Here is a 23,377-nt window from a genome sequence, read left to right as displayed (position 1 = left end):
TTAATTATGAAAAATAGCCGTTTAATCATCTTTGCTAGTCTCGTGTTGGCTGGCATTATATTAGTCCAATTTAATCAAATACCTAACTTGGATAAACAATTAGGACAAGCTAGGGCAGATTTAAAACAGGCAAAAGCTAATCAAGTCAAATCACAAACGATTGTATCAAGTCCAAAATCGCAACAAGAAACGGTTAGTGATAGTACAAGTCGGGTCAATAAATTTGTACAAACATTTAGTAATCAGCCGACATCAAGTTATCCTGACAGCTTGAAAGGGTTAGCATCTCAAAAAGTGATTAACGAACTCACTCAAACTTTTGCGCCTAGTGTGACGTTTAGTGATAAAGCACATTATGATGTACCACTTGTCGGGATTAAAAATGCTTGGGGGTCTGATTTAGAATACTTGGTTATTGCTAAGAGTTATGCACAAAGTGTGGCTTACACAATCACTTATGATACTGATGAAAAGCAAGTCACTGATATGTCACGATTAACCTTGAAAGGAGCATTCGATAATGAAAAATAAGGTTTTACTTAGCATTATGGGTTTGCTTTTAATTGGTCTTGGCATCACAATGTCAATCACAAATCATAAACGGTCACAGATAGCAGAAGTTAGAAAGGAAGTGTCGCAAGTGAAAAAGCTTAAAAAGCATGTCACGACACAAATTGATAACTTACAAATTACGTACAATGCCAATGATGCCAAAGCTAAGAGCAAGTTACTTAAATTTGCAAAGGATTATTATACTTTTAGCAGTCAATCTGATTATGATAAGCGATTTAATCAAGTATCAGATATTTTAGATTTATCAAATGAGCAAAAGAACCAATTATTTGATAATGGACTAGATGCCACAGGTGGTTCACGTATTGATAATTTAGGTCTAATAAGTCAATATCAAACAGCCACAGGTTATACTAGCGATTTAGATAATCAAACAATCGAAAGCCTAGCAACTGTGGTTGTCAAAACTAGTGGTACAGCACAAAAAGCAATCAATCAAACCGTGCTATTACATGGCTGGTTTGATATAAAAACTCAAAAATTAACGTCAGTTAAAATCAATCAAATACAGTAAGGAGTATGAATGATGAAACATTATATTAAAGGGGGCAAGGAGACTAAGAAAGGGACAAAAAAGCAGTTACCCAATCCAATTACAATTATTGTCAATAAAGTATTACCAGTCATTGTGTTGTTAGTGGCTGGTTTTTATTTTATACCGTACGCCTCAATGAATTTTCAAAATAACGATGTCAAAGGGCTGAATACAAAAGCGGAAGCTGTGATGTTTTACAATTCAACTTGTTCGCATTGTCAAAAGGTCTATCCTAAAATCTTTTGGCACAATATTTTGAACTTTAACAATGATGACAAGCAAATTCAAACAATCAACGTACAAAACCCTAATAACAAGCATTACATTAATGATTTTGCCGTTCAAGAAACACCAACGTTTATGAAGCCAAATAACCCAGATATGAAATTAGTCTCAACTGATGTGAAACAAATTAACAATTTTGCAGAGACCGGGGCAAGTGATCAATGACAAATAATAAAAGAAAGGCGGGTATATAAATCATGGCAAAAAAAGCAACAGTCAAATATGAAAACCCTGTTGTGCAGTATCGGGATAACCTGTTACTCACAACGATTGGTGATGTATGGGCTTACTACAAGATTAAGCCTTTTCAAATCAATGTCGCCAATGTAGAAGATAAACGCAAATACAAAAATAGCTTTATTGATGTGTTTGAACGTTTACAAAAATATGATGATGTTGACTTAAAACTCATTCCAAAAGATATGGACTTAGCTGGTCGTATTCAAGGCACGAGTAATGATTGGGCTGATGACTTGCGAGAAGTTGCCGAGTATTACATTGGTCAAGAAGAAGTCAATTTATTGGAGAGTGAGTTCAACCCAGCCATTATTGATGAATTTTACATTGGGGTTAAGCTTAAAAATATCAACGTTGGCGATGACTTGAAAGACAAGGTTAGTTTTGTGACTGATTTAGTCATGAAACGCATTGCCGAGACCTTTAGGTATCAGGTCAAATTTGATGATAGTTTCTTTGAACGTTTTAATACCATGAATGACGATGTATTAAGTATTTTAAAATCAGTTGATGCCGAGAAAATGGACGAGGACAGATTAGTCGCCATGCTTGGTTTGCCTTATCATCACGAAAAAGAAAAATCACTTATGGCAATGCGTGATACAGTGTTTGATTTATCCCAAACAGGCTTTATTAAACGAATTACAGATGAAAAAGAAGATTATTTTACGCATCTCATTTTGAATATGCCAGACAAAATGCAATTTTTATCTGTGTTACCAGAAATACAATCATATAAATTTCCAGTTGAAGTGCATATCAAAATCAATTTTCCACAAAGAGACGGCTGGCGTGGTTTAAAACAGCAAACCAAATCATCAAAAGGAAAGTATCGTGATGAATTACGTGATGCCTTTAATACTGATGAAGACAGTTCCAAACGTAGTGAATTGAATTACAAACTAGCCAAAAATTTAGTCAATGTTCTTGATGATAAAAATGGTTTTCTGCAATGGTCAGCGATTTTGGTTGTACGTGATGAGAACGTCAAAGAATTGAAGAAAAAAGTCAATAAACTTAAAACACGTTTAAAGACTTTTGAGCGAGATATTGAGTTGTATCAACCAAGTTTCAATCAAGAACAATTATTATATCAAACATTGCCAGCGGTTAATTTAGGGGTTTTCAAACAATGGCGACAATACACAACTGTGCCAGCTTTAGCCGAGTTAATGTTTGGAACAAGTCAAGCCTTAGGTTCACATACTGGTTTCTATGTGGGACGTGTTTTGAGCCTAGATAAGTTTGAGACTATCCAACAAGCCGTGGCATCATCTCGTTTGTTGCTTTTATTAAACCTTGTCATCACTAACAAAGGTATCAGGGGCGCAAAAACAGATAGTCCTCACCTTGCATTATCAGGCGATACAGGGCAGGGAAAATCTTTTTTATTTAAACTATTGCTTTTACACATGGCAATGTTTGACGTCAAGATTTTATATATTGATCCTAAGCAAGAAATTCATAGGTGGTTTATGCGAGCATTGGAAACCGAGAAAAACCCTTACTTCCGTAAGTTGATTAGTTCGTTTCATTTTGTCACTTTAAATGCCAATGATAGAAATAATTTAGGGGTACTTGACCCAATTTTAACTTTGAATGAGCAGAGTACCGAAGATGATATACCTGATGTGTTGACTTTGGTTAAAGAAATGTTAGTTCAAATTAGACCTATTTCACAAGATATTCAATTAGAGACTGCGCTTAATCGTTCCATTAGTAAAGTTTGTGCGATGCGTATTCAAGGCGAAAAGGTTGGTACTTTAACAGTCTTTGATGAATTGGCTAAAGGTTCGCAAGCAGAAAAAGATTTGTCAGCTTTCTATCAAAGTATTGTCCCAAAAACGATGTTACATTTAGCCTTTAGTGACGGTTCAACGGACAGCTTGCAGTTTAATGACCAACGGACAATCTTAGAAGTTACTGGTTTGCAATTACCAAATGCTAAACAAGATAGCCGTACTTATACCGAAACGCAAAAGTATTCAATGGCTTTGATGTTGGCATTAGGTAAGTATTTAGAAAAGTTTGGTCGATCCAACCCAGATGAGTTTAGTTTGGAAATGATCGATGAAGCATGGATATTTACAACTTCACAGGCTGGAAAAAATGTCTTTGATAGCATCAAGCGGTTGGGTCGTTCTGAAAACAACGCTGTTTTCTATGCCACACAACGTGTCAAAGATAGTGATGATGAAGAAAGTATCGGACAATATGGGCAGTTGTTTGCCTTTGATAGTTCTGATGACCGTGAAAATATTTTAAAACAATTCAATCTGCCTGTGACAAAAGCAAATATTGAAATGTTGGCTAACCTGAAAAAGGGACAATGTTTGTTTAGAGATATTTATGGTCGAGTTGGTAAAGTGGTTATTCATTCACTCTTTGATGAATGGACGGCAGCGTTAAAGACAGTTAACTCAAATGAGAGTGCCAAGTTAGAAGAAAAGTATGCTTAGAAAGTAGGACAGTATGGGAAATGTAATTTTACTTTTGGTAGTTGGTTTTAGTTTTGCTTTTTTCTATGTTAGGCATAATCGAGATTTTGAGGCGTTAGATGATTTGGGTAAGACAATTTATAAGACCAAAGATTTAGCGTTTATGATACCGCAAGCCAGTGATTTGGCTAAAGCTATTCAAGAAAAAACTGGTGTGATTGCTGGCAACACAGTGACTGTTTTTGATATATAATTGCTTGAATTGAAGATTGAAGCAAGTGATTTTACAATCATAGTTATTTTGGATAAAAAGCGAAATGTGGTGCGCCTTGATGTTAAGAATAGGGGTAAAGAATATGACGAAAATTGATTTTACAATGGCAGATTTACAGCCTATGTCGTTAGGTTATGAAGAAGGACAAGATGTGACACCAGAAGTTTTAAAAAGAGCAGAAAAGGCTTATCAGTATTTTCATAATAAGTATTTAGAATTAGTGGCATCTGGTGTTGATAAAGAATTACGAGATCTTTTGATTTTTCATGATGCTTCATTGGAAGATTTTGTTGGTAGAGTGAGACAGGTTGTTAAGTCAGGTCTTTATTATGACAGTATGGGCGTGTTTAGCGTTTATTTGGAATATAACGATACCTACGCTGAATTAAGAGATTACTTGAATAGTCGGAGGTCAATTGATGTCTAGTGTTTTTAAAAAATATCGCATGACACGAAAAAATGTGTTGTTGTTAGCACAAGCAATTATCAATGTTTATGGGAAAATTGCTTGGCAAGATTATGCTAGTGATAGCGCTTATCCCGACCAACACAGTCTGACTTTGAATGAAATTAAGGGCAGTCCTGAAAAGTTAGAACGCTTTAGGAGTGAGTTTACGCATCAAATGTATGACAATGTTATTAATGATGAAATGCAGAGATTGGAACATGATATTTAACTAATATATAATAAACAGAAAGTTCATCAATGACAAAAAAATAACAACCAGAAATTTATGGTGTTATTTTGCATATCTATTTTATAATCGACATTTCCATGTTTAGGACTTGTATTAGATCACTTTTGGCACGGCTGTTGTTGATGTCTATGTTAACTACTAAATTATATCTAATCTTCAAAATCAAAGGGTTTTGAGATTGAATTGTATATCCTAGCAGGTAAACATGTGTTTTTTTCAATTTTTCAACATATAGACTATCATCATCAAAATTGCTCCAGTCAATGCTTTGGTTTTTGTCCGTCTCTTTTTTCAAAGCATTTCTGGCTAGTGTAAACATTTCTTCTTTTTGTTGATTACCTGATAATTTATTTATCTTATCAGATAATATGATATGGTTTGTAGATGAATTATAATATGGAATTTTATGTGAATTGTCAGAAACGATGATACCGATTATTCCCGCTACAACTATCAATATGCCAATAAAACTGATGATGAAAACTCTTTTGCGCATTTTATGCTCCTTATAGTTCATGAAAGCCAATTCTTTCACCATAGCCCATGTTTTTTTTGAACATTTTCTGCAAGGCTTAATGTATAATTAAAACAATTGGATTGATTAGGAGAGATAACAATGGGAAAAGCAAAATTGTTTGGCACGATTGGAAAAATGGCGCTTGGTGCAGTAGCACCAGCTGTATTGGAGCAAGGAACAAAAATTGTTAATGATCAATTAGAGAAACGAAAAGACTACATTAAAATACCCAATGTGAAATTATTAGATGTTGAGAAAGCAACAGCGATATTAGATAAGTATGATTTCAATCATTCTGAAGTACCGGTCAAGGCTAATTTACATTATGCTGATGCACTACCAAATACTATTGTAAAGACGGAACCAAAAGAAAATACCGCTGTGGCTCCAAACACATTTGTAAAATTGTATTACATCGATGAACAAACACTTATTGATAGTCAACTTTTGGCTCAAGAAGCAGAAAGTAAAAAAGCGTTGAAAAAACAAAAGACACAAGATCAAATTCATAATGTTTTAGAAACCACTTCAAGTGTGTCTGCCAATATTGGAAAAAAATTACACTTAAAAAAAGACAAAAAGGATAATGATTAAGTATAAGAAGAGGTTAATATATGAAATTTAAAACAATTAAATATAGCAATCAATATTTAGCAAAGACTTTATTTAAAAGGACTTTGCTTTTTATTTTGTTTTTAGTAACGATTTGTTTTGGCTTTTGGTATTTGAATATTTTTCAATCATTGATGCAAGGACAATATAGTTGGTGGTATCTGTCACCTATTGTGTTAAGTGTTTTGTTGACTGGTTTGGTTGGCTGGGGCGTGTTTTGGTTTTACAAGCACTATGCGCCAGAACATTCGGACTTTATTTCGAAGTATTTGAAAACAGTTGAACTGCGACAAATGATAAGTTTGTTGATTGTTTCTAAAGGGTTCTTTGATACTGCTAGTGATGACAATGGGACATTCATAGCTTACTTTCCTAAATTGAAATTAAAGGTATTGCATAAAACAGGTCAATTGATTTTACAAGAGCCAGTAGACGGCCAGAAATACATGGAAAGTTTTTCTAAAAATGAGTTTGATAATGTTGTTGAAACAGCATTACTCGCTGATAGACAAACAACTGAATTTAGTAAAAATAAAATGATTAGTACCTTTGCTTTTGACCCGATTAAGTTTAGGCGACAGTTAAAAGAATTGAAACCTAAAAAAGGGCTATTGCAGATTTCAAAGGGTATTGATTGGAAGTATGATACTTTCTACAATGTTTTGTTATCAGGTAACGTTGGTACTGGTAAATCGTATACCATGTTTGCAATTATTGGACAGTTGTTACAGGTTACTAAGTTTGTTTATATTATTGACCCAAAGCGCTCCGATTTGGCTGGTTTAAAATATGTCCCTGAATTGAAAAATAATGTTTTTAGTGTGGCATCTGAAATCAATCAAGCTGTGATAGATTTTTATACTAAAATGATGGCTCGTGCTGAAAAAATTGAAGCAATTAAAGTATCGGGTCAAGTTGGGACTTATAAAGATTTTGGGTTTACACCTTATTTTTTGGTGTTTGATGAGTTTGGTGCTTACTACGAAATGAACGATAGATTGGCTTATGATGACCCGACAAAAGCTAGTTATGAGACGGCAATGTCAAATCTTAGAGAGATTGCTATGTTGGGTCGTGAATTAGGTTTTTATATTTTGATTGGTATGCAAAGACCTGATGCAGGTTCTTTGCCAATGGCAGTACGTAATCAATTGAATATGCGTATTAACATGGGTGTGCCAACACCAGAAATTGAAAAAATGGTGTTTCCTGATAATGAAAAGCAGTTGCGCCCTTTGTCATCACATTTAAAAGGGTGGGGCTTTATTAAGATTGGGGATAGTCAAGTTAGGTCATTTTTTGCACCAGAAGTCCCAAAAGATTTTAATTTACATGAATACATGCATGAGAATATCGCAATAAGAGAAAGACAGGGAAAATAATGGCAGATGATATTATGGCAATTGAGCGAACTAGGTTAAGTCTAGTGAATGGTTCAAGAAATATGTCGTTGATGTTGGATAAGTTACGTTCGATTGATGCCAACGAAATGGCTAACATTAGAAATATCGTTAAGAATATTGATGTTGAAAGTGGCGCAATTGAAAATGAAAAAGCGTTACGGCTTATTGAAGAAATAAGAGATGTTGATCTTTTTAATTTTACACAGGATATTGTTGATTTGATGAAGCATATTGAGAGTTCGCAAGAACAGTTAGATGCGTATATCAAAGAGTTTAGAAAATTGGTCTAAATTGATGCTATTTGTGAAATTTGCTGAAATGACTAGTTTGTGAAATGTAAAAATAGCGTTATTTGATGTTTGTGAATTTTGAGATTTCACAAGCATTTTTTAGTCTCTATAAACGTTGATATACCGTTACTTTGTATAGCAAACATTATGTAAACAGTCATTGGTCTAGTAGAAACTGGAGTTAAAAATGATGAAATACCACGCAAGAAGTCCTACACTTAGCATCTGTGTTTGGCTTTGCTGTTAATTAAATATTTGTAGTTTAAAAAAGAAAAGTAGGTAAAAATTATGGCTTTAGAAGTTAAAAAAATGGCAGATTGCAAGAATCATCCGAACACCGCATGTTTCTGAAAGACTTTTCGTGGTGATTGCCAGTTGAGCGTTTTCATTGGCCTGGCATTAATCCAATGATTAATTTGATCTAATTCTTTCTGACTGATGGTTTCAATTTTGCGTTCTTTTGGGATAAAACGACGGACATATCGATTTAGCACTTCATTACTACCACGTTCTTCTGGTGAATATGGGTGTGCAAAATACATCGGTATGCCTAGCTGTTCTTCTATTTCATCATATTTTGCAAACTCTCGACCGTGATCAACTGTAATTGATTTAGCATTTTTTATACCCTTGAAAAACCTAATAATAGCTGGTGTCACTGCCTGACTATTGCGCCCACTGACATGTCTCATGATATGTTGTCGACTCAATCGTTCTGTGATGGTCACTAAAACATCGCCACGTGTTTTACCAGATTGCATCGTATCAACTTCAAAATGACCAAATTCTTGTCTTAATTGGACAGCTTTTGGTCGTTTTTCAATTGAACGGCCATGAGCAAAAACACGTCTACGGCCGTCAGATTGACGTTTACGTCGAATACCTTTATCAGGTAAATCTGATAACTTAATTTTAAGCAAACCATGATGAATCCAGTTGTAGATGGTCTTGAAAGCAATACCCAATACATGAGCAGCCGTTTCTGGTGACCACTTCAAGATACCAATGTGATGGTTCAAAAAAGCTGATATTTCAGGTGTTAGGGTCGGATGGCGACCGTGTTTGTGCCGATTACACTGGGCTAAATGATGAGCCTGTTGTGCATTGTATGGTTTAATTCGATTTAACTCGTAGGTAATAGTTGCAGGAGAACGCTTTAAGAAACGGGCTATTTCTCGAGTTGAATGATTAAGTTTGATCATTGTTTCAATGACAGAACGTTCGTGAGCTGATAAACTAGAAGACATAAGCTGCAGATCCTTTATGGTTGATTTTAGTCAATTACCATTAAAGTCTCTGCAGTTTTTTTATGCAAGGTGTTCGGTTTAATTTTACAATCTGCCAAATTCAATCTTTGTCCGCTCAATCAATTGAAGATTTGAAGGCAATTGAAAAGATAGGTGGACTTGAACACCTTGCTCAACTAAGTGATGAACTTAAGAAAGCAATGGCAGATGAAGAACAGTTACGTGCTGTTAGTCCAATGCTTCCACCCTATTTTGCAGAACTACGTAAGAACTTAGGTTTTTTGCTTGGTACGGCTAAGTCATTGCAGACACACGGTGTCAATCGTACAAAGGATATTGAGGGTCTTTTGGATCAATTGTCACATATCAAGTAAGTAACTATTGTTGAAGCTCTAGTCTTTTACAGCGAATGTCCTGTGAGAGACCGGGGCTTTATGTACATAGTGACTTTATTTTAGGCGTGGCTCGACCAAAGGAAGAGACAGTGCCACGCCCTGCCCTAGCGTAGCGTTGGGGCTGGGTGCGTGGTCGCTGTTAAGCAAATGCAAAGCATTTGTAAGCGACTGGCACATGCGCCAAAAATAAAGTCACCAAAAAAGCTTTAACCCCCAGTTACTAACAGGGGGGTTAAACCGGTAAAAACGCTGAAAGCGTCAACCCAATATGGGGAACAAACGCCGATATGAAGCCATTTAGAACAAAAAACAAAAATTGCGGGTTGAAACCACCAAAACCGCAATTTTGAGAAAGGGAATCCGACATGATAACGATTAACAATGAACCAAAAGCTTGTACACCTATATTTCTAGGGACAACACAACATAGCTTACGGTTATCGTTGGAAATACTTATCATGGTTGGTATGAAGTTGAATGATGAAATTATTGAGACTTATAACGTAACCGTATCAGCTATTGAATTGGGTCAATTACCTAATATCGGTAGTAAAATTGCGATTGATGAAATTACTGGTAGTGAGTTATCGGGTTTCAAAGCAAAAATTAGGCAGTCTGATGCAAAAATACAAAACACTGTGTTTACTGAACTAGAAAATTTAATTGATTTAAAAAACGTTGGTCAATACCAACTATTGAAAGGAATAAAAGATATGACACAAGAATTAAACGTACCAGAACTATCAAACAATAATTTGATATTGATGCGACAACTACTTGAAGTAACACAATCAGAGCTAGCCAAAAAAATTGGTGTGAGTGAGAGAACGGTTTGGGGTATAGAGAACGGAACTCAAAAAATATCAGATAAGTTTGTTGATAAATTGCTGTTGGTCTATCCAGAATTAGCTGAAAGTACTGAGGTTCAATTTGACTGGGTTTCTCTGACATTCCCAGATTTAACCTCAAAGCAAGTGATTGATGATGTGTTGCGGTTACAAGACAATTTATTTTTGGAACGACCTACCTCTCAAAATTTTTATACTCGTGAAATGGCATTCGCTGGCGAAAAAAATATTTACATACAAGACTTTGCCCCAGTGAAAAACCCAGAAACACAAGCTGTGGATCAAAGATTTGGGACAACGCTTTATTTAACTGGTAAAGGCACACGGCTTTTTGAAAAAGCGTTACTTGAACAAAGCATGAACTGGCGTAACTTTTTTGAGAAAGCACGACAGTATCGAGGACATTTAACACGCTTAGATATTGCGATAAATGATAAATGGGGTCTGTTGAACATGAATGACCTTGTTAAGGCTGTACAGGAAAAGCGTTTTTGGAGTAAATCAAAATCTTATGCGGTTCATGGCAATGTTGATGACGGTTGGACGGTTGATTTTGGTAAGTCACCCTTTGTTATTCGTGCTTATGACAAACATAAAGAACAAGCCAATAAAGGTTATGACACTGATGTGAAAACTCGTGTCGAATTAGAATTGCATCAAGATAAAGCAGAATATGTCCTTGATGAGTGGCTTAATCATGATAAGAAATTGGTGGATATAACCTTTGATATTTTGTATACCTATTTGTGGTTTACTAATGAGCCAATAGATGCACAAAAGCTAAAATCAGATAAAGTGCGTGAAGTGATTGAGCAAACAGTTGAGCCAATGCCTGCTTGGTCTTTGCTGACAGCTTTAGGAAATCGAATGAAATTTGTTAGGCAACCAAAAAAGCAAAGTGTGGAACGCATTGAAAAATGGGTCTTACAGTCGGTTGTGCCTAGTTTAGCAGTATTGAAGAAAACAGGACATTGGCATGAAATTATTGAAGCGATCAATAGTGTTGAGTTGTCGGCAGAACACCAAAAATTGGTAGAGGCTAATTTGGTAAATGCAATTACAAGCGCAAAAAGTGTTTTGCATCAAGGTAATATCAATTTTGATAAGGAAAAGGAAAAGTATGATGAAGAAACGGCAGAATTTGAGAAAAAAGCCAACTTACCATTCTAAGCGTTTTTGGGATACAGTTGGTCGGGGACTTAATTGGTTTGACGGTCTAGTAACTTTGGTATGTAAGCCTTATTTAATTTGGTTAGGTTTGGAATGCTTTATATTTCTAGTTTTGATGTTATCAGAATCTATGGATAAATCATTCAATCGTTCATTAGTTCGTGAAGCACCAAATACGTTTGCGCATCTTCCAGCAAATTATATGGCATCATGGCTCAATATAATGAATATATTGATGTTGTCATTATTGATACTACCGTTAATACCAGTATTCATTAGTAATGTTTGGTATCTATTCAAATATCTAATAAAGGGGCATGACAATGTATAAAGCAGTTGGTTGGCATTCACAAAATGAGTATATGGCTGGCAATAGTCTTGCTGATGTGATGCGTAAATTACAAAAAGAGTACCCAGCACCTAGACGGACTTCTAGGGGTATGAGGACCCAACAAATTTATAGTGAACCATTACGAATTATTAATGAAACTGGCAAAGATAAACAGTATTTACCCTAAAAAAATTAGAGTGTTTAACTATTGACTAAGGGAACAGTTGTTCGTATAATGGTTATAGTAAATTAAAACGACTGGAGCTGTGAGCTATGAACCAAGTTGATGCTGTCATTGGGGATATTAAAGAAATGTTTGCTAAGCAACCTAACACAATATATGAAGTGAGAGTTGTAGACCAGATTTACTCTAAAAAGGTCAATATATTCTTTGAATGGTATAAAATTGGCAAGGCTACACGGTCGCAACAAATAGCGCAATTTGATAGTACCTACACAGAAAGAATTCCAGAAATCATCAAAAAAATTCGTAAAGAAACAGGTTTGACGGTTCGTACAAATATATATGATTAGTCACAAATGAGTTAGTGCTTGATAGGTACTAGCTTTTTTATTTGTTTTGAAATTTGCAAGCAAAACTGGTATGCCAACAATATAAAGTTTTTTTCAAATCAAAAATTTGTTATGGTTGACATTCTAGTAGAAAAGAGATATATTTATATCATAAAGAGATAAATAGATATCATTCAAGGAGAAAATGAATTATGTCCAAAAAATTAACGCCATTCAGCTGGATGTTGGGTTTTATAGGGTTTTCTGGTTTTGCAGGTTTGTATAGTTATCCGCAATATTTCCTTTTGTTAGCTTTGTTTAGTGGTTTTCAAAATTTTTGGTGGTACAAGCTTGGCTCGCAATATGATGAGCGACTTATTAAAAATCGTTTAAAAGCGGGTCTTGATGCTTTTAAAATAGCCATGATGTTGCTTTTCATTGCTACAATCATTTTGAGTCTGTTTGATTTAAATTACTTCTTATTATATAAATTAGAACTATTTTTAATTGGTATAACATTTGCATTAGGTACAAATTTGTGGGCATATTTGACATATAAATATGATAGAGATAATTAACTATGACCCTAGTAAAGACAAATATAAAGACATATAGAACCATTAAAGAATTAACACAAGAAGATTTAGCAAATCTAGTAGGTGTTCGTCGGGAAACAATTATGCGATTAGAAAATGCAAAGTATAATCCGTCGCTAGAATTAGCTGTCAATATTGCTAAAGAACTCGATACCACAATTGAGAAATTGTTTTATTTTGAATAATATTTCAATTAAATAAACATATGTATACTGATTAATTTAAATATTCAGTTAGGATCTGTTGTTAGTAAAGAACAATAGATCTTTTAATTTGCTAGAAAAAGGAAAAAAAGATGACAACAAAAATATGGTTAAATCCAGAACAATTAGAGCTGTATATTAAGCAGTTAGAACGATTTAGAGACTTATATAGTCAACTAGACCAAACACTAGAAAGTGACAGACAGGGCTTTCAATTCAAAGCTGGTGCGCCCAACTTCCAAACAACGTTGAGCGTATCAATGCAATTACAAGCAAAAATCAGACAAGCACAATCTCAAACATACGGAGATGTGCTTTTTTTTAACAAAGAATTAGCATCTAGGGTACAAGATTTGGTTTCAAAATCAATTGAATTAACTTTTGCGTATCGTGATTTAGACTTGCTAATAAAGGGAACTGATCGCAATACTGAAAGTGGTTTAAATAAGATTGAAGAACAATTGTATCAAGCTAAAAAGCAATTAATAGAAAGGGTGAGGAAATACAGCTAAAATTTATTTGTATCTTAAACTTGTTCCAAACTTTATATAAAGCATCAAGTATATTATATATAATTTTACTTTTAGAAAAATTAGTAGACATTGGATTTTTGTTTGTGATGCGCAGCACTGTCTTTGTCATTATAGTATGTGCCTTATTTAGACACAAAATATTTAATCAATAAATTTTTTGTGTCTAAATAAGGCATTGTTTTGTGGGTGAATGGGTTTTATTTATGGTTATAATCAAAGAGAGATTTTAGGTAGGTAATTTATTTTAATTTATCGAATAAGCAGAAAGGCTTCAATATCAGAGCAAATACGAAAAATTTTCTAAGTTTTTCCCTATGCAGTATTTAAATATAACAGATTTTTTGAATACTATGACTCTGAACCCTACTAAATAATCCAATCGAACGCAGAAAGCTCCATTTTTATATCTTTTATTTTTGCTTGTGAAAGAGATGGTAATTTTAGTTGTGAGGTTAGTTGTATATTGTATCGTTGAGTTGAACTATTATAGTTGATAGCATTAATATCTATGATAGGGACAATAATTGATCTTGTTATCATAACAAAACCATGTACCTTTAATTTGCTAAAAAGAGTATTAATTGTTTCTGTTGTAATTAATTTTGTTCCATCAGATAAAATCAACTTTACATGTCGCAGATCTTTTTTGATTAGCTTTATACTTTCAATATTGACCATCTTAATCGTATTCTTACTTTTAATACTAATTTTAACATTGTAATTTTTAAGAGTGTTATGTCTGTCAGTATGTCGTAATTTTGTCAACGCCCTTTGTAACCTAACAGCATTGATAGGTTTTGTAATATAGTCTATAGGTGAAGCATCATAAGCATCTAATGCATATGATGCTTCAGAAGTAGAAAAAATAATTTTAATATTTGGGTATGCCTTGTTAATTTCCTTTGCGACGTCTAATCCATTTTCATTTTTGAGTAAAATATCCAGAAATAGTAATTCTACTTGGTCAGCATTTAATTGCAGGTATAGCCAGAGATAGTTAAACGAAGAAAATGTTTCCATCACATTTATGTAGTCATAAAATGATAACATATCTTTTAAACTTTCAATTGCTGAGGGTTCATCATCCAATATTATTGTATTTATTTTATGTAGCATAAATATCTCCTTATTTATAACATCGGTACAGTAATTTCAATCTCAACGTAGTTATTATTAGTTTCTTTAATGACTAAATTACCAAAATACTTATCAACAATTTCCGAAATAATATACATTCCATATCCATGTTGACTATGGTTTTTAAGTTTCGAACTAATACCTGGTTTTGTTAACCTTGTCCTAATAGTCTGTTCTATTTGTCCTGTATTTTTAATTAAGATAATAATATGTTGATTAGATTGTACAAAGGATAGTTCTACTTGTGGTTTTTTTTGATTTCGATATGATTCACTGGCTTCAAATGCATTTGTCAATAAATTACCCAGTAACTGATTCAACTCATAGAGTGTCATCGGGAGTTTCGATAAATTATTATCAAAGAAAATGGTGAAAGCTATTTTCTTTTCTTTTGCCAATAATTCGTATCGATACAGCAGTGCACCAATTTCTGGGAATCTTAATCCGGATATATTTGAAAGATAATCGTTATCTGTTATTAAATCGTTCATATAGATATTCAAATTTTGTAGTTGGTTAGTTTTTAACAACTGATAAATCATATTAAGATGTGAGTTATACTCATGTCGACTGGCTTTCAATGTATGTAAATATAATTGTAAATCATATGCTTGTTGCCTAACAGTTTGTTCTTTTAATGATTGAATTTGCCGTTCATGTTGCAAGAAAACAAAAGTAATGCAAGTAATTATAATGGCGACCGCTAATATAATAAATGATTGCAAAATTGTTAATGGTAAAGCGGTGATTGTTTTCTTTAAATTTCCGCTGACTATATAGAAGATGAATGTGAAAGCAATAATTAGAATCAGCGATTTGTTCATATTTCGATGCCAAAAATGTTGTAGGTAGTTGTGCTTATTTGTTTTAAACGTCAGCCATCTTACTAATATAGCAAAAATATTGATAATACTAAAAAAAACAACATAGGTGGCAGGAAAAATTAGTAATTGTTGACTTATTCCATTCAAAAAAATGATGAATATGACGTACAAACAAGTGGTTGTTAAAAAACCTAATAGCAAATTTAAAATGGCAGGACGTGCATCCAAAAAAATTAATAATGCTAGGGTAACTAAAAACAAAGAGATCAATAGCCAATGAGTTACTTGATTTTGATTCAAATAAAACATAATACTCAAGCTAACCGCTGAATAACTAATTAAGCTTTTCATGGAGAACGACTCCGGGAAGTAAGTGATTGCAGAACCACAGTTGATTACAGTAATTAATAAAAATATTGATTGTAATAAGAATAATGACATACTGTTCCTGACCTTGAGAATTGTTATTAACAACAACTATATAGTACTTGAGCGTAAAAAATAGCGTGTTCAGACGCGATTTTCGTCTATTCGAGCATTTTTACAATAATACAAATATACTGTACCCTATAAGTATAAGTCGCACAAATAAAAATTAAAAGATTTTAAGAGGGAAAAAATGACTAATAACGTATTAGAAGTAAATAATTTGTCTAAAAGTTTTAAAGGTATTCCTGTACTTCAAGATGTGTCACTGAAAGTTCAAGAAGGAGATATTTATGGTCTGTTAGGCAAAAACGGCGCAGGAAAATCGACAACTATGAAAATAATTTTAAAGTTAATTAAGCTTGATAGTGGGACTATTAAATTGTTTGATAAATACAATATAGTCGAGACAAATCACTATCTAGCTGATATTGGTTCTTTGATTGAATCACCATCTTTTTATCCTAATTTAAATGCTGTTGAAAATCTGAAAATTATACAGCGATTAGCAAATATACCTCAATTTAATATTAAAAAGGTTTTAGAAATTGTTGGTCTGCAAGATGTCCCCAAAAATAAGCTGGTTAAAAACTACTCTCTTGGTATGAAACAACGGTTGGGTATAGCATTAGCCTTGTTAAAATTTCCAAAGTTAATCATTTTAGATGAACCAACAAATGGATTAGATCCCAAAGGAGTTAAAGAAATTCGACAGCTCATTATGTCGTTACCCCAAAAATATGGAACCACTGTTTTAATTTCTAGTCATATTTTATCTGAAATTGAGAAAATGGCTAATCGTGTTGCAATTATCAACGATGGCCAAATAAAGTATGAAGGAAGCATAGCCGAACTCGAGCAAACAAGTCAATTAATTATTAAGACAGATAATAATAGAAATGCAGTAAGTATATTAAAAAAACACCATTACTTGGTTCATAAAATAAGTGAAAACAGCATAGTACTAAATAATATTGGACATAATGCAGTTATGAAAATAAATTATTTATTGGTGACAAATGGTGTTGGCGTTTACGAATTACACATCGTGCAAAACTCATTAGAAGATATGTTTTTAAAGATTACGGAAGGTGAATAATGATAAGAAGTATTTTTATTGAAATCACGAAAAACAAACGAAGACCATTTTGGCTAGGTCTAATCTTGATTATAATTGTTGAGACATGTTGGTTCTATGCTAGTATGATTCGAACGCAATCTTTACCAAACAAGATATTTACTTTAGATCAAAATTACCTTTTATTAATGTTAATGACGGTGAATGGTTTTTTTTCTCCCTTATTTATTAGTATTCTAGCATCTCGCATAGTGTCAATTGATTTCGACAATGATATGCCAAGTGTTTTGCGTGTTAATAATCAAAATAATCGGCAATTGTATACTGTCAAATTGCTTTTTGGTGGTTTAATTGTTCTAATATACTGGATCATACAATTAATTATAGTAATGTATACAAGTAAAAATCTACATATTATTTTTAGTGGAAACCTTTTTGTTATAACAATGGTTTGCTTGTTGACAGGTTTAATCGGTATACTTACGTTCCAAATGTCGATTGCATTTATCATTTCACGTCAAGTGGTAGGTATTTTATTTGGATTAGTAGGTAGCTTTATTGCAATGATGACCTCTGGTATGTTACCACAAGCTGTTATGCGATTTATACCTATGCTTTATGTTTCATTAGTCAATCCATTGATATTAAAATCAAACACTATCATAATTAATCCACACATACTTATCAATTTGTTTATTGTTTTTTTTGTTGGATTAGGAATATTCCTTATAACTGAGTGGTATACAAGCCAGAAATCAGAGGTGTGGTAACGTGAAAAATATGCTTAATTTGATATATGCTGAGTATTTAAAAAACAAAAGAACATGGGGAATCATCATTCTATTGGTCGGATCGGTATTGGGTTCTTTGTTGGGAACATTTTTATATGTTGCTAACAAACAAGTTTTTATTCAGAATCATACACAGTGGCTAGCATTATGGGGAGAAAGTAATCTATTTGCTTCACAAATATTTTTGCCTATGTTTTTAGGTATAATTATCGGGAATAATGTTAAAAATGAATTAAACAACAATAATTTACTTAGAATAATCGTATCACCGGTTAAGGTCACACAACTAATCATGTCTAAATGGTTGTATATGATTTTTTTGGAACTAATTAATCAGATTATCAGTCTAATAATTTTTTTAATCATAGGTCATCTATTAAATTTACCAGAAGTTGTTAATATTGGTAGGTTATTTATTTGGTCAATTCTCGGTTGGGTCGGAAGCTTGGGTATCATTTCTATTCAACTCTGGATTGCCATGAGAGCAAAAAATTTCACGACTAATTTATTAATCAATTTTGGAGTAATAATAGTAGGTTTAATCATATCAATAGCAAATAGTAAATTAGGTAGTTTTTACCCATACAATCAAATCATGATAGGGCTGCATGCTAAAACATTAACTAGTTTTGATCAAAGTCAAATAATTATATTCATATTAGTAATAATTCTTAGTACACTATTTGGTTTATCCGCTACGAATATTACTGTTAAAAAAATGCTACTTAAATAAACAAAAGTATTAATTTCATATTGTTAGCCAAATAGAGAATTCATACAAATAATCATAGTCTTGATTTATTTTTTGAAAAAAATAGCAGACGAATATTTTTCATTGTTGTTGGTATAATGATTAGAAACAGATTAATGGAATATCAGACAAGCACAATCTCAAACATACGGAGATGTGCTTTTTTTTAACAAAGAATTAGCATCTAAGGTACAAGATTTGGTCTCAAAATCAATTGAGCCGACCTTTGCTTATCGTGATTTAGACTTGCTGATTAAGGGAACTGATCGCAATACTGAAAGTGGTTTGAATAGAATTGAGGAACAGTTGTATCAAGCTAGAAGACAGTTAAGAGAAAAAAGTCTTTAGATTTTGAGTAATAGTGTGTTCTATTTTAAAAATAACATTTAAAGTATTTTCATTGACATAACTAATCATATTAGTTATTATGCTAATATGATTAGTTAGTGAGGAAAAAACATGAAAGTAACAAAATGGTAGATTGCAAGAATTAACCGAACACTGCGAACTGCTGAAAAACCTTTCGTGGTGATTGCCAATTGAGTATTTTCATTGGTCTTGCATTAATCCAATGATTAATTTGATCTAATTCTTTGGCGCTAACTGTTTCAATTTTGCGCTCCTTTGGAATAAATCGCCGAACGTATCGGTTTAATATCTCATTACTCCCTCGTTCCTCTGGTGAATATGGGTGCGCAAAATATACTGGAATGCCTAGTTCCTGTTCGATTTCATCATATTTTGCAAACTCTCGTCCACGGTCAACCGTGATTGACTTGGCATTCTTGATCCCTTGAAAAAAATGAATCAAAGCTGGTGTCACTGCCTGACTATTGCGCCCAGTAACGTGTCTCACAATATGTTGCCGGCTTAGTCTTTCAGTAATGGTCACCAACACGTCGCCACGTTGCTTACCTGATTGCATCGTATCGACTTCAAAGTGACCAAAGGTTTGTCGTCTTTGAACACTTTTGGGTCTCGTTTCAATCGAACGACCATGAACAAATACTTGTCGTTTACCATCAGATTGACGCTTTTGGCGGATACCTTTGTCAGGTAAATCAGTCACTGATAGCTTGAGTCGACCAGCATTGAGCCAATTATAAATGGTTTTGAAAGGTAACCCTAAAACATGAGCAGCCGTTTCTGGTGACCACTTTAAAATACCAATGTGCTCATTCAAAAAGGCAGCGATAGCTGGTGTTAGTGTGTGATGACGACCACGTAAATGACGTTTTTTCAATGCCAACACATGAGCAATATCAGCTTTATAGGGCGTGACTTGATGAATTTCAACAGAGACCGTCGCAGGCGATCGGTTAATAAAGCGCGCAATGGCACGAACCGAATAATTTAATTCCAGCAAAGTTTGAATGACAGTGCGTTCTTGAGATGATAAACTAGAAGACATAAGCTGCAGTTCCTTTATGGTTGATTTTAGTCAATTACCATTAAAGGCGCTGCAGCTTTTTTATTCAAGTGTTCGGTTTAATTTTACAATCTACCAAATATAAAAATCTTTATCAACTTACTTGGGCTCCGATGTTGTTCCCAATCAATTGCTATCTTTGGGAAAATGACGATGACATTATTGTGATTGATATGGGTGTCAAATCATTTGTATCTGAAATAAAAAAAATTGCGGAAAGATTGAACAAACCTATTTCTTCGCTTTTGTTAACGCATGCGCATGCTGATCATGTGAATGGTGTGCCACTATTTCATAAAATATTTCCTAACGTTCCCATAGGAATTTCTGATAGAGACTTTCAACTTCTTAATGGAGATTTTAGTTTATTATCTAATGAAGCTAAAAGTAAAATTAAGGGTGGGTTCTCTAAGGACAGCATACACATAGATTTTACTTTTAAAAAAAATGAATACCATAATTTTCATATTATTGAATCTCCCGGACATACACCGGGGTCAGTATCTTTTTTTGAAGAAAAATCAAAAATTTTAATAGCTGGCGATGCATTTCAAACAAGAGGGGGAGTTGCTGTTTCAGGAACATTAAAAATATTTTTTCCGTTTCCTGCACTTGCAACTTGGGATTATCAAACCGCTTTAAACAGTGCTAAAATATTAAAAGAGTTAGATCCAAATGTTTTGGCGGTAGGACATGGGAAAATGATAATCGATCCCATTCAAAACATAACTGTTGCTATTAGTGAAGCAGAGAGGCATATAGATTGAAAAGAAAAGTAGACATAAACGATATCATTAACTGTGCCATTGATATTTTAGACAATCAAGGTTTAGATTATGTTACATTAAAAGAAATTTCTTCGCGCCTAAGTATTCAATCGCCTTCACTTTATAACCACGTAAAAGGTCTTGATGATATTCTTGTCAAAGTGGCGAATAAATCATTTGAAAACTTATATGATTCATTAGTTAATTCAGTCATTGGACTAGATAAGAAAAAAGCATTCTATGAACTATCCAATCAGTATCGTAAGTTTTACATGTTACACAAAGGACAATATGCATTAATTCATCGAGTAAAATTATGGAACAAAGATAAGACAGTTTCTGATGAATCCGATAATTTTTTGAATTTACTAAAACAAATTTTAAAGCAATTTAATTTAAGTGAAAGAGATACCACTCACTTTATTAGAGCTTGGAGAAGCTATATGCACGGCTTTTTACTTTTAGAGACAAATGGATCGTTTGCTCTAAATGAAGACGTTGATACTTCCTTTAATTACGGGTTAGACATTCTTAAATATCGGCTAGAAAATAAATCTGTCGAATGATGAACTTTTAGACATTTAAGTAAATGTTTTTTTTAATTTGAAGATAAATAGTCAGAAGGCTATGCGTAATATTTTGTAATTCGTTAAGCCAAAAAACAAAATAATAGGCATAAATGAGAAAGTGATAAACTTTATTATAGGCATTTGATGCCTGACTATGATAATAAGGAGTGTTTTTTATGAGTGATGAAACACCAAAAAAACGAAAGCGTCAACCACATATAAATGAAAATCAACGTCATATGATTGAGTATTTGTGGAATATTGAGAAAATGACACAAGCAGATATCGCAAGACGTTTAGGCTATACGCCGTCATCAATATTACGTGAATTACACCGTGGCAATACGCTTGATTTCTCGCATTTAGATAGACGAACACTGTTGAATATGGACATACACGCACGTATCAAGTATTCGGCACAGCGTGGACAATATATTGCTTTGAAAAAGCGCAGTAAAATGGGTACTGGGCTCAAACTGACACCAGAATTAAAAGAGATCATTGAAACTTGGGTTAATGTTGAACATTGGACGCCAGAGCAAATTGCTGGTAACGTGCAAGATGTTGATGTGTCCGCATCTGTTATTAGGTTATGGTCTCGGCAAGGACTTATCAACATTCGTAAACAGAAATATCATCGTCAAAATGGTACACCTAAAGAACGGGCTGCGGCACAAACTAAACGTGATAAGGAACGTGAAATTGCACGACTACGTGAACAATTAAAAAATGACGGAGAATTAGTCCGCCATTCGATATTTGATCGTTCACAAGTTGTGGAAAGTCGTAAACAGTTTGGTCATTGGGAAATTGATTTAGTGTTGCCAGCTAAAATGAATAATCAGCGTTATCAAGATACCACAGCCATTATGACCCTGACTGAACGCAAGACTCGGTTTACTGCACTGATACTAGTTCATAGTAAAAAATCTAGTGACATGATTGATGCCTTTAAGCTGTTTTATGAACGTTACGGTAAAGCGGTTCGCACAATCACAGCCGATAATGGTTCTGAATTTATATCATGGGACTTTTTAGAGTACGTCCAGAAACAACTAAAAATCAAGTTATATTATGCGACACCGTCATCACCACAGCAACGTGGATCTAATGAAAATCGAAATCGTAAGTTACGTGATTGGTATCCTAAAGGCACTTCTTTTAAAGACGTGAAGCAACGACAATTAGATGAAGTGGCTTCAAAAATGAATGCGATGCCACTTAGACAAGCTCTGAATGGAAAACGACCAATGGTAGTCTTTGCACAAGAATATAAAGCCATGCAACGTTACCGTAGAGCTTATGAAAAGCGTAAAAAGCGTATGCTTGAAGAACGCCAAAACAACGAAAATAAGCATTAAAAAGCAATAAAATAAATAATGAACTTTAGACACTAGATGTGTCTTTTTTGTTGTGCTTAAAATATAAATATTTGAAAACGGTATAATCGGTTGAAATATTTGATATAATAGTGAGTAATTAGATTGCTAAAAGCCTTTGTATAGACGTTCCAAAAGCGTGGACGTTCAGTTTACTTTTAAACCAAATCATGATATTCTAGAAAAAGTTGTGCTTTGATTTAAAAATAATATTCGTTAGTTTTACATACATGTTACCAGTAGTTTACCAATATATTAAACATGTGGTTTTCACCTTGACATCTGCCAGACATTTGTTAGTGTACCGTGCATAATCTAACGTAACAGAGGCTTGTTGGTACGTTGGCGCACAAGGGATTACACAGTTTAGTAAAATTCCAAAGTCAATAATTTGAAATGAAGTAACGCATTTGTAACATTCGTTATTTTAAAAGCTCATAAGTCCTGTGTGGGCTTATTTTTTTTGCTTAAAAACAGCCTAAATATTAAGGAGTTGTTAAGAAACCGTCTTCATGACGGTTAATTATT

General features: G+C 33.6%; 28 protein-coding genes and 1 pseudogene. 24 read left to right on the top strand and 5 right to left on the bottom strand.

What is annotated here, in order from left to right; translation table 11 throughout:
- Positions 1-6 precede the first annotated feature (6 nt).
- From ACI3ES_RS05630 to ACI3ES_RS05600, 7 genes are all read left to right on the top strand, one after another.
- On the top strand, positions 7-531 hold the full coding sequence (locus ACI3ES_RS05630) for a hypothetical protein (protein ID WP_317211387.1): 525 nt from the start codon (positions 7-9) through the stop codon (positions 529-531).
- Positions 521-1,087 (top strand): hypothetical protein, encoded by a 567-nt coding sequence (locus tag ACI3ES_RS05625; RefSeq protein WP_259680550.1) that lies wholly within the window; start codon positions 521-523, stop codon positions 1,085-1,087. The genes ACI3ES_RS05630 and ACI3ES_RS05625 overlap by 11 nt, the downstream gene beginning before the upstream one ends.
- Positions 1,088-1,099: 12 nt before the next feature.
- Positions 1,100-1,558 carry a thioredoxin domain-containing protein gene (locus tag ACI3ES_RS05620; RefSeq protein WP_317211436.1) on the top strand — a complete coding sequence of 153 codons (459 nt, stop codon included), beginning with the start codon at positions 1,100-1,102 and terminating at the stop codon, positions 1,556-1,558.
- Positions 1,559-1,590: 32 nt separating this feature from the next.
- Entirely contained in the window at positions 1,591-4,089 is a 2,499-nt protein-coding gene (locus tag ACI3ES_RS05615; RefSeq protein ID WP_259680549.1) for an ATP-binding protein, read from the top strand.
- Positions 4,090-4,102: 13 nt separating this feature from the next.
- Positions 4,103-4,321, top strand: a complete 219-nt coding sequence (locus tag ACI3ES_RS05610; RefSeq protein ID WP_259680548.1) for a hypothetical protein — start codon at positions 4,103-4,105, stop codon at positions 4,319-4,321.
- A gap of 103 nt (positions 4,322-4,424) precedes the next feature.
- On the top strand, positions 4,425-4,769 hold the full coding sequence (locus tag ACI3ES_RS05605) for a hypothetical protein (protein WP_317211390.1): 345 nt from the start codon (positions 4,425-4,427) through the stop codon (positions 4,767-4,769).
- Positions 4,762-5,019, top strand: a complete 258-nt coding sequence (locus ACI3ES_RS05600) for a hypothetical protein (protein ID WP_114666259.1) — start codon at positions 4,762-4,764, stop codon at positions 5,017-5,019. The genes ACI3ES_RS05605 and ACI3ES_RS05600 overlap by 8 nt, the downstream gene beginning before the upstream one ends.
- 76 nt (positions 5,020-5,095) lie before the next feature.
- Here ACI3ES_RS05600 and ACI3ES_RS05595 read toward each other — a convergent pair whose 3' ends face one another.
- A complete protein-coding gene (locus ACI3ES_RS05595) occupies positions 5,096-5,536 on the bottom strand; it encodes a hypothetical protein (protein WP_260157516.1) in 441 nt (146 codons plus the stop codon).
- A gap of 120 nt (positions 5,537-5,656) precedes the next feature.
- On the opposite strand from ACI3ES_RS05595, the gene ACI3ES_RS05590 reads away from it, so the two are divergent.
- Genes ACI3ES_RS05590 through ACI3ES_RS05580 form a run of 3 tightly spaced genes read left to right on the top strand, consistent with a single transcriptional unit; the run spans position 5,657 to position 7,862 of the window.
- Entirely contained in the window at positions 5,657-6,151 is a 495-nt protein-coding gene (locus ACI3ES_RS05590; protein ID WP_259680545.1) for a PASTA domain-containing protein, read from the top strand.
- Between the two features lie 20 nt (positions 6,152-6,171).
- A complete protein-coding gene (locus tag ACI3ES_RS05585; RefSeq protein WP_259680544.1) occupies positions 6,172-7,551 on the top strand; it encodes a cell division protein FtsK in 1,380 nt (459 codons plus the stop codon).
- Positions 7,551-7,862: a hypothetical protein gene (locus tag ACI3ES_RS05580; protein ID WP_010387264.1), complete on the top strand. Its 312-nt coding sequence runs from the start codon at positions 7,551-7,553 to the stop codon at positions 7,860-7,862. The genes ACI3ES_RS05585 and ACI3ES_RS05580 overlap by 1 nt, the downstream gene beginning before the upstream one ends.
- Positions 7,863-8,188: 326 nt before the next feature.
- On the opposite strand, the gene ACI3ES_RS05575 is transcribed toward ACI3ES_RS05580, so the two are convergent.
- Entirely contained in the window at positions 8,189-9,109 is a 921-nt protein-coding gene (locus ACI3ES_RS05575; RefSeq protein ID WP_012268558.1) for an IS30 family transposase, read from the bottom strand.
- A 62-nt stretch (positions 9,110-9,171) separates the two neighbouring features.
- Between ACI3ES_RS05575 and ACI3ES_RS05570 the strand changes: the two genes are divergently transcribed.
- The 7 genes from ACI3ES_RS05570 (at position 9,172) to ACI3ES_RS05540 (ending at position 13,677) form a co-directional block, all read left to right on the top strand.
- Positions 9,172-9,483 (top strand): hypothetical protein, encoded by a 312-nt coding sequence (locus ACI3ES_RS05570; protein WP_407631939.1) that lies wholly within the window; start codon positions 9,172-9,174, stop codon positions 9,481-9,483.
- Positions 9,484-9,869: 386 nt separating this feature from the next.
- Positions 9,870-11,522, top strand: coding sequence for a replication initiation factor domain-containing protein (locus ACI3ES_RS05565; RefSeq protein WP_407631938.1), 1,653 nt, complete (start codon positions 9,870-9,872; stop codon positions 11,520-11,522).
- 323 nt (positions 11,523-11,845) lie between these two features.
- A complete protein-coding gene (locus tag ACI3ES_RS05560; RefSeq protein ID WP_050895279.1) occupies positions 11,846-12,040 on the top strand; it encodes a hypothetical protein in 195 nt (64 codons plus the stop codon).
- Positions 12,041-12,126: 86 nt separating this feature from the next.
- Positions 12,127-12,387, top strand: a complete 261-nt coding sequence (locus ACI3ES_RS05555; RefSeq protein ID WP_050895280.1) for a hypothetical protein — start codon at positions 12,127-12,129, stop codon at positions 12,385-12,387.
- 191 nt (positions 12,388-12,578) lie between these two features.
- Entirely contained in the window at positions 12,579-12,944 is a 366-nt protein-coding gene (locus tag ACI3ES_RS05550; protein WP_050895281.1) for a DUF3796 domain-containing protein, read from the top strand.
- Positions 12,945-12,946: 2 nt separating this feature from the next.
- Complete coding sequence (locus ACI3ES_RS05545) at positions 12,947-13,147, top strand: helix-turn-helix transcriptional regulator (RefSeq protein WP_050895282.1); 201 nt, start codon at positions 12,947-12,949, stop codon at positions 13,145-13,147.
- Positions 13,148-13,257: 110 nt separating this feature from the next.
- Positions 13,258-13,677 carry a hypothetical protein gene (locus ACI3ES_RS05540; RefSeq protein WP_050895283.1) on the top strand — a complete coding sequence of 140 codons (420 nt, stop codon included), beginning with the start codon at positions 13,258-13,260 and terminating at the stop codon, positions 13,675-13,677.
- A 387-nt stretch (positions 13,678-14,064) separates the two neighbouring features.
- Here ACI3ES_RS05540 and ACI3ES_RS05535 read toward each other — a convergent pair whose 3' ends face one another.
- Positions 14,065-14,814, bottom strand: coding sequence for a LytTR family DNA-binding domain-containing protein (locus ACI3ES_RS05535; protein WP_050895284.1), 750 nt, complete (start codon positions 14,812-14,814; stop codon positions 14,065-14,067).
- 14 nt (positions 14,815-14,828) lie between these two features.
- The gene (locus ACI3ES_RS05530) at positions 14,829-16,010 is read right to left on the bottom strand and encodes a sensor histidine kinase (protein ID WP_223316679.1); all 1,182 of its coding nucleotides are present in this window, start codon (positions 16,008-16,010) and stop codon (positions 14,829-14,831) included.
- Between the two features lie 268 nt (positions 16,011-16,278).
- Between ACI3ES_RS05530 and ACI3ES_RS05525 the strand changes: the two genes are divergently transcribed.
- The 4 genes and pseudogenes from ACI3ES_RS05525 to ACI3ES_RS05510 form a co-directional block, all read left to right on the top strand.
- Positions 16,279-17,184, top strand: coding sequence for an ABC transporter ATP-binding protein (locus ACI3ES_RS05525; protein ID WP_050895285.1), 906 nt, complete (start codon positions 16,279-16,281; stop codon positions 17,182-17,184).
- Positions 17,184-17,933 carry an ABC transporter permease gene (locus ACI3ES_RS05520; RefSeq protein ID WP_050895286.1) on the top strand — a complete coding sequence of 250 codons (750 nt, stop codon included), beginning with the start codon at positions 17,184-17,186 and terminating at the stop codon, positions 17,931-17,933. Before ACI3ES_RS05525 ends, ACI3ES_RS05520 begins: the two co-directional genes overlap by 1 nt.
- Before the next feature lie 10 nt (positions 17,934-17,943).
- Complete coding sequence (locus tag ACI3ES_RS05515) at positions 17,944-18,687, top strand: ABC transporter permease (RefSeq protein ID WP_273706297.1); 744 nt, start codon at positions 17,944-17,946, stop codon at positions 18,685-18,687.
- Positions 18,688-18,828: 141 nt separating this feature from the next.
- A pseudogene (locus tag ACI3ES_RS05510) lies at positions 18,829-19,053 on the top strand (hypothetical protein); the annotation flags it as partial.
- 142 nt (positions 19,054-19,195) lie between these two features.
- On the opposite strand, the gene ACI3ES_RS05505 reads toward ACI3ES_RS05510, so the two are convergent.
- Positions 19,196-20,116 carry an IS30 family transposase gene (locus tag ACI3ES_RS05505; protein ID WP_273712611.1) on the bottom strand — a complete coding sequence of 307 codons (921 nt, stop codon included), beginning with the start codon at positions 20,114-20,116 and terminating at the stop codon, positions 19,196-19,198.
- 68 nt (positions 20,117-20,184) lie between these two features.
- Here ACI3ES_RS05505 and ACI3ES_RS05500 point away from each other — a divergent pair, with 68 nt between their 5' ends.
- The 3 genes from ACI3ES_RS05500 to ACI3ES_RS05490 all read left to right on the top strand — a co-directional run bounded on the left by ACI3ES_RS05500 (position 20,185) and on the right by ACI3ES_RS05490 (position 22,831).
- On the top strand, positions 20,185-20,901 hold the full coding sequence (locus tag ACI3ES_RS05500; protein WP_407631937.1) for an MBL fold metallo-hydrolase: 717 nt from the start codon (positions 20,185-20,187) through the stop codon (positions 20,899-20,901).
- Complete coding sequence (locus ACI3ES_RS05495) at positions 20,898-21,467, top strand: TetR/AcrR family transcriptional regulator (RefSeq protein ID WP_050895289.1); 570 nt, start codon at positions 20,898-20,900, stop codon at positions 21,465-21,467. The genes ACI3ES_RS05500 and ACI3ES_RS05495 overlap by 4 nt, the downstream gene beginning before the upstream one ends.
- Before the next feature lie 179 nt (positions 21,468-21,646).
- Positions 21,647-22,831 carry an IS30 family transposase gene (locus ACI3ES_RS05490; protein ID WP_273706368.1) on the top strand — a complete coding sequence of 395 codons (1,185 nt, stop codon included), beginning with the start codon at positions 21,647-21,649 and terminating at the stop codon, positions 22,829-22,831.
- Positions 22,832-23,377 lie beyond the last annotated feature (546 nt).

Origin of the sequence: Leuconostoc falkenbergense (assembly GCF_045801155.1) — a bacterium.
In the GTDB taxonomy this organism is placed as follows: Bacteria; Bacillota; Bacilli; order Lactobacillales; family Lactobacillaceae; genus Leuconostoc; species Leuconostoc falkenbergense.
Note: the sequence above shows the minus strand (reverse complement) of the source record. Positions and strands in the feature narration are given on the sequence as shown.

Bases quoted from the DNA above. Each gene is read 5' to 3' on its own strand.
- ACI3ES_RS05525 (WP_050895285.1), top strand. From the start codon at position 16,279: ATGACTAATAACGTATTAGAAGTAAATAATTTGTCTAAAAGTTTTAAA.
- ACI3ES_RS05610 (WP_259680548.1), top strand. From the start codon at position 4,103: ATGGGAAATGTAATTTTACTTTTGGTAGTTGGTTTTAGTTTTGCTTTT.
- ACI3ES_RS05565 (WP_407631938.1), top strand. From the start codon at position 9,870: ATGATAACGATTAACAATGAACCAAAAGCTTGTACACCTATATTTCTA.
- ACI3ES_RS05560 (WP_050895279.1), top strand. From the start codon at position 11,846: ATGTATAAAGCAGTTGGTTGGCATTCACAAAATGAGTATATGGCTGGC.
- ACI3ES_RS05505 (WP_273712611.1), bottom strand. From the start codon at position 20,116: ATGTCTTCTAGTTTATCATCTCAAGAACGCACTGTCATTCAAACTTTG.
- ACI3ES_RS05520 (WP_050895286.1), top strand. From the start codon at position 17,184: ATGATAAGAAGTATTTTTATTGAAATCACGAAAAACAAACGAAGACCA.
- ACI3ES_RS05570 (WP_407631939.1), top strand. From the start codon at position 9,172: ATGCAAGGTGTTCGGTTTAATTTTACAATCTGCCAAATTCAATCTTTG.
- ACI3ES_RS05575 (WP_012268558.1), bottom strand. From the start codon at position 9,109: ATGTCTTCTAGTTTATCAGCTCACGAACGTTCTGTCATTGAAACAATG.
- ACI3ES_RS05600 (WP_114666259.1), top strand. From the start codon at position 4,762: ATGTCTAGTGTTTTTAAAAAATATCGCATGACACGAAAAAATGTGTTG.
- ACI3ES_RS05595 (WP_260157516.1), bottom strand. From the start codon at position 5,536: ATGCGCAAAAGAGTTTTCATCATCAGTTTTATTGGCATATTGATAGTT.
- ACI3ES_RS05590 (WP_259680545.1), top strand. From the start codon at position 5,657: ATGGGAAAAGCAAAATTGTTTGGCACGATTGGAAAAATGGCGCTTGGT.
- ACI3ES_RS05490 (WP_273706368.1), top strand. From the start codon at position 21,647: ATGAGTGATGAAACACCAAAAAAACGAAAGCGTCAACCACATATAAAT.
- ACI3ES_RS05620 (WP_317211436.1), top strand. From the start codon at position 1,100: ATGAAACATTATATTAAAGGGGGCAAGGAGACTAAGAAAGGGACAAAA.
- ACI3ES_RS05535 (WP_050895284.1), bottom strand. From the start codon at position 14,814: ATGCTACATAAAATAAATACAATAATATTGGATGATGAACCCTCAGCA.
- ACI3ES_RS05555 (WP_050895280.1), top strand. From the start codon at position 12,127: ATGAACCAAGTTGATGCTGTCATTGGGGATATTAAAGAAATGTTTGCT.
- ACI3ES_RS05550 (WP_050895281.1), top strand. From the start codon at position 12,579: ATGTCCAAAAAATTAACGCCATTCAGCTGGATGTTGGGTTTTATAGGG.
- ACI3ES_RS05580 (WP_010387264.1), top strand. From the start codon at position 7,551: ATGGCAGATGATATTATGGCAATTGAGCGAACTAGGTTAAGTCTAGTG.
- ACI3ES_RS05515 (WP_273706297.1), top strand. From the start codon at position 17,944: ATGCTTAATTTGATATATGCTGAGTATTTAAAAAACAAAAGAACATGG.
- ACI3ES_RS05585 (WP_259680544.1), top strand. From the start codon at position 6,172: ATGAAATTTAAAACAATTAAATATAGCAATCAATATTTAGCAAAGACT.
- ACI3ES_RS05545 (WP_050895282.1), top strand. From the start codon at position 12,947: ATGACCCTAGTAAAGACAAATATAAAGACATATAGAACCATTAAAGAA.
- ACI3ES_RS05615 (WP_259680549.1), top strand. From the start codon at position 1,591: ATGGCAAAAAAAGCAACAGTCAAATATGAAAACCCTGTTGTGCAGTAT.
- ACI3ES_RS05605 (WP_317211390.1), top strand. From the start codon at position 4,425: ATGACGAAAATTGATTTTACAATGGCAGATTTACAGCCTATGTCGTTA.
- ACI3ES_RS05630 (WP_317211387.1), top strand. From the start codon at position 7: ATGAAAAATAGCCGTTTAATCATCTTTGCTAGTCTCGTGTTGGCTGGC.
- ACI3ES_RS05625 (WP_259680550.1), top strand. From the start codon at position 521: ATGAAAAATAAGGTTTTACTTAGCATTATGGGTTTGCTTTTAATTGGT.
- ACI3ES_RS05540 (WP_050895283.1), top strand. From the start codon at position 13,258: ATGACAACAAAAATATGGTTAAATCCAGAACAATTAGAGCTGTATATT.
- ACI3ES_RS05530 (WP_223316679.1), bottom strand. From the start codon at position 16,010: ATGAAAAGCTTAATTAGTTATTCAGCGGTTAGCTTGAGTATTATGTTT.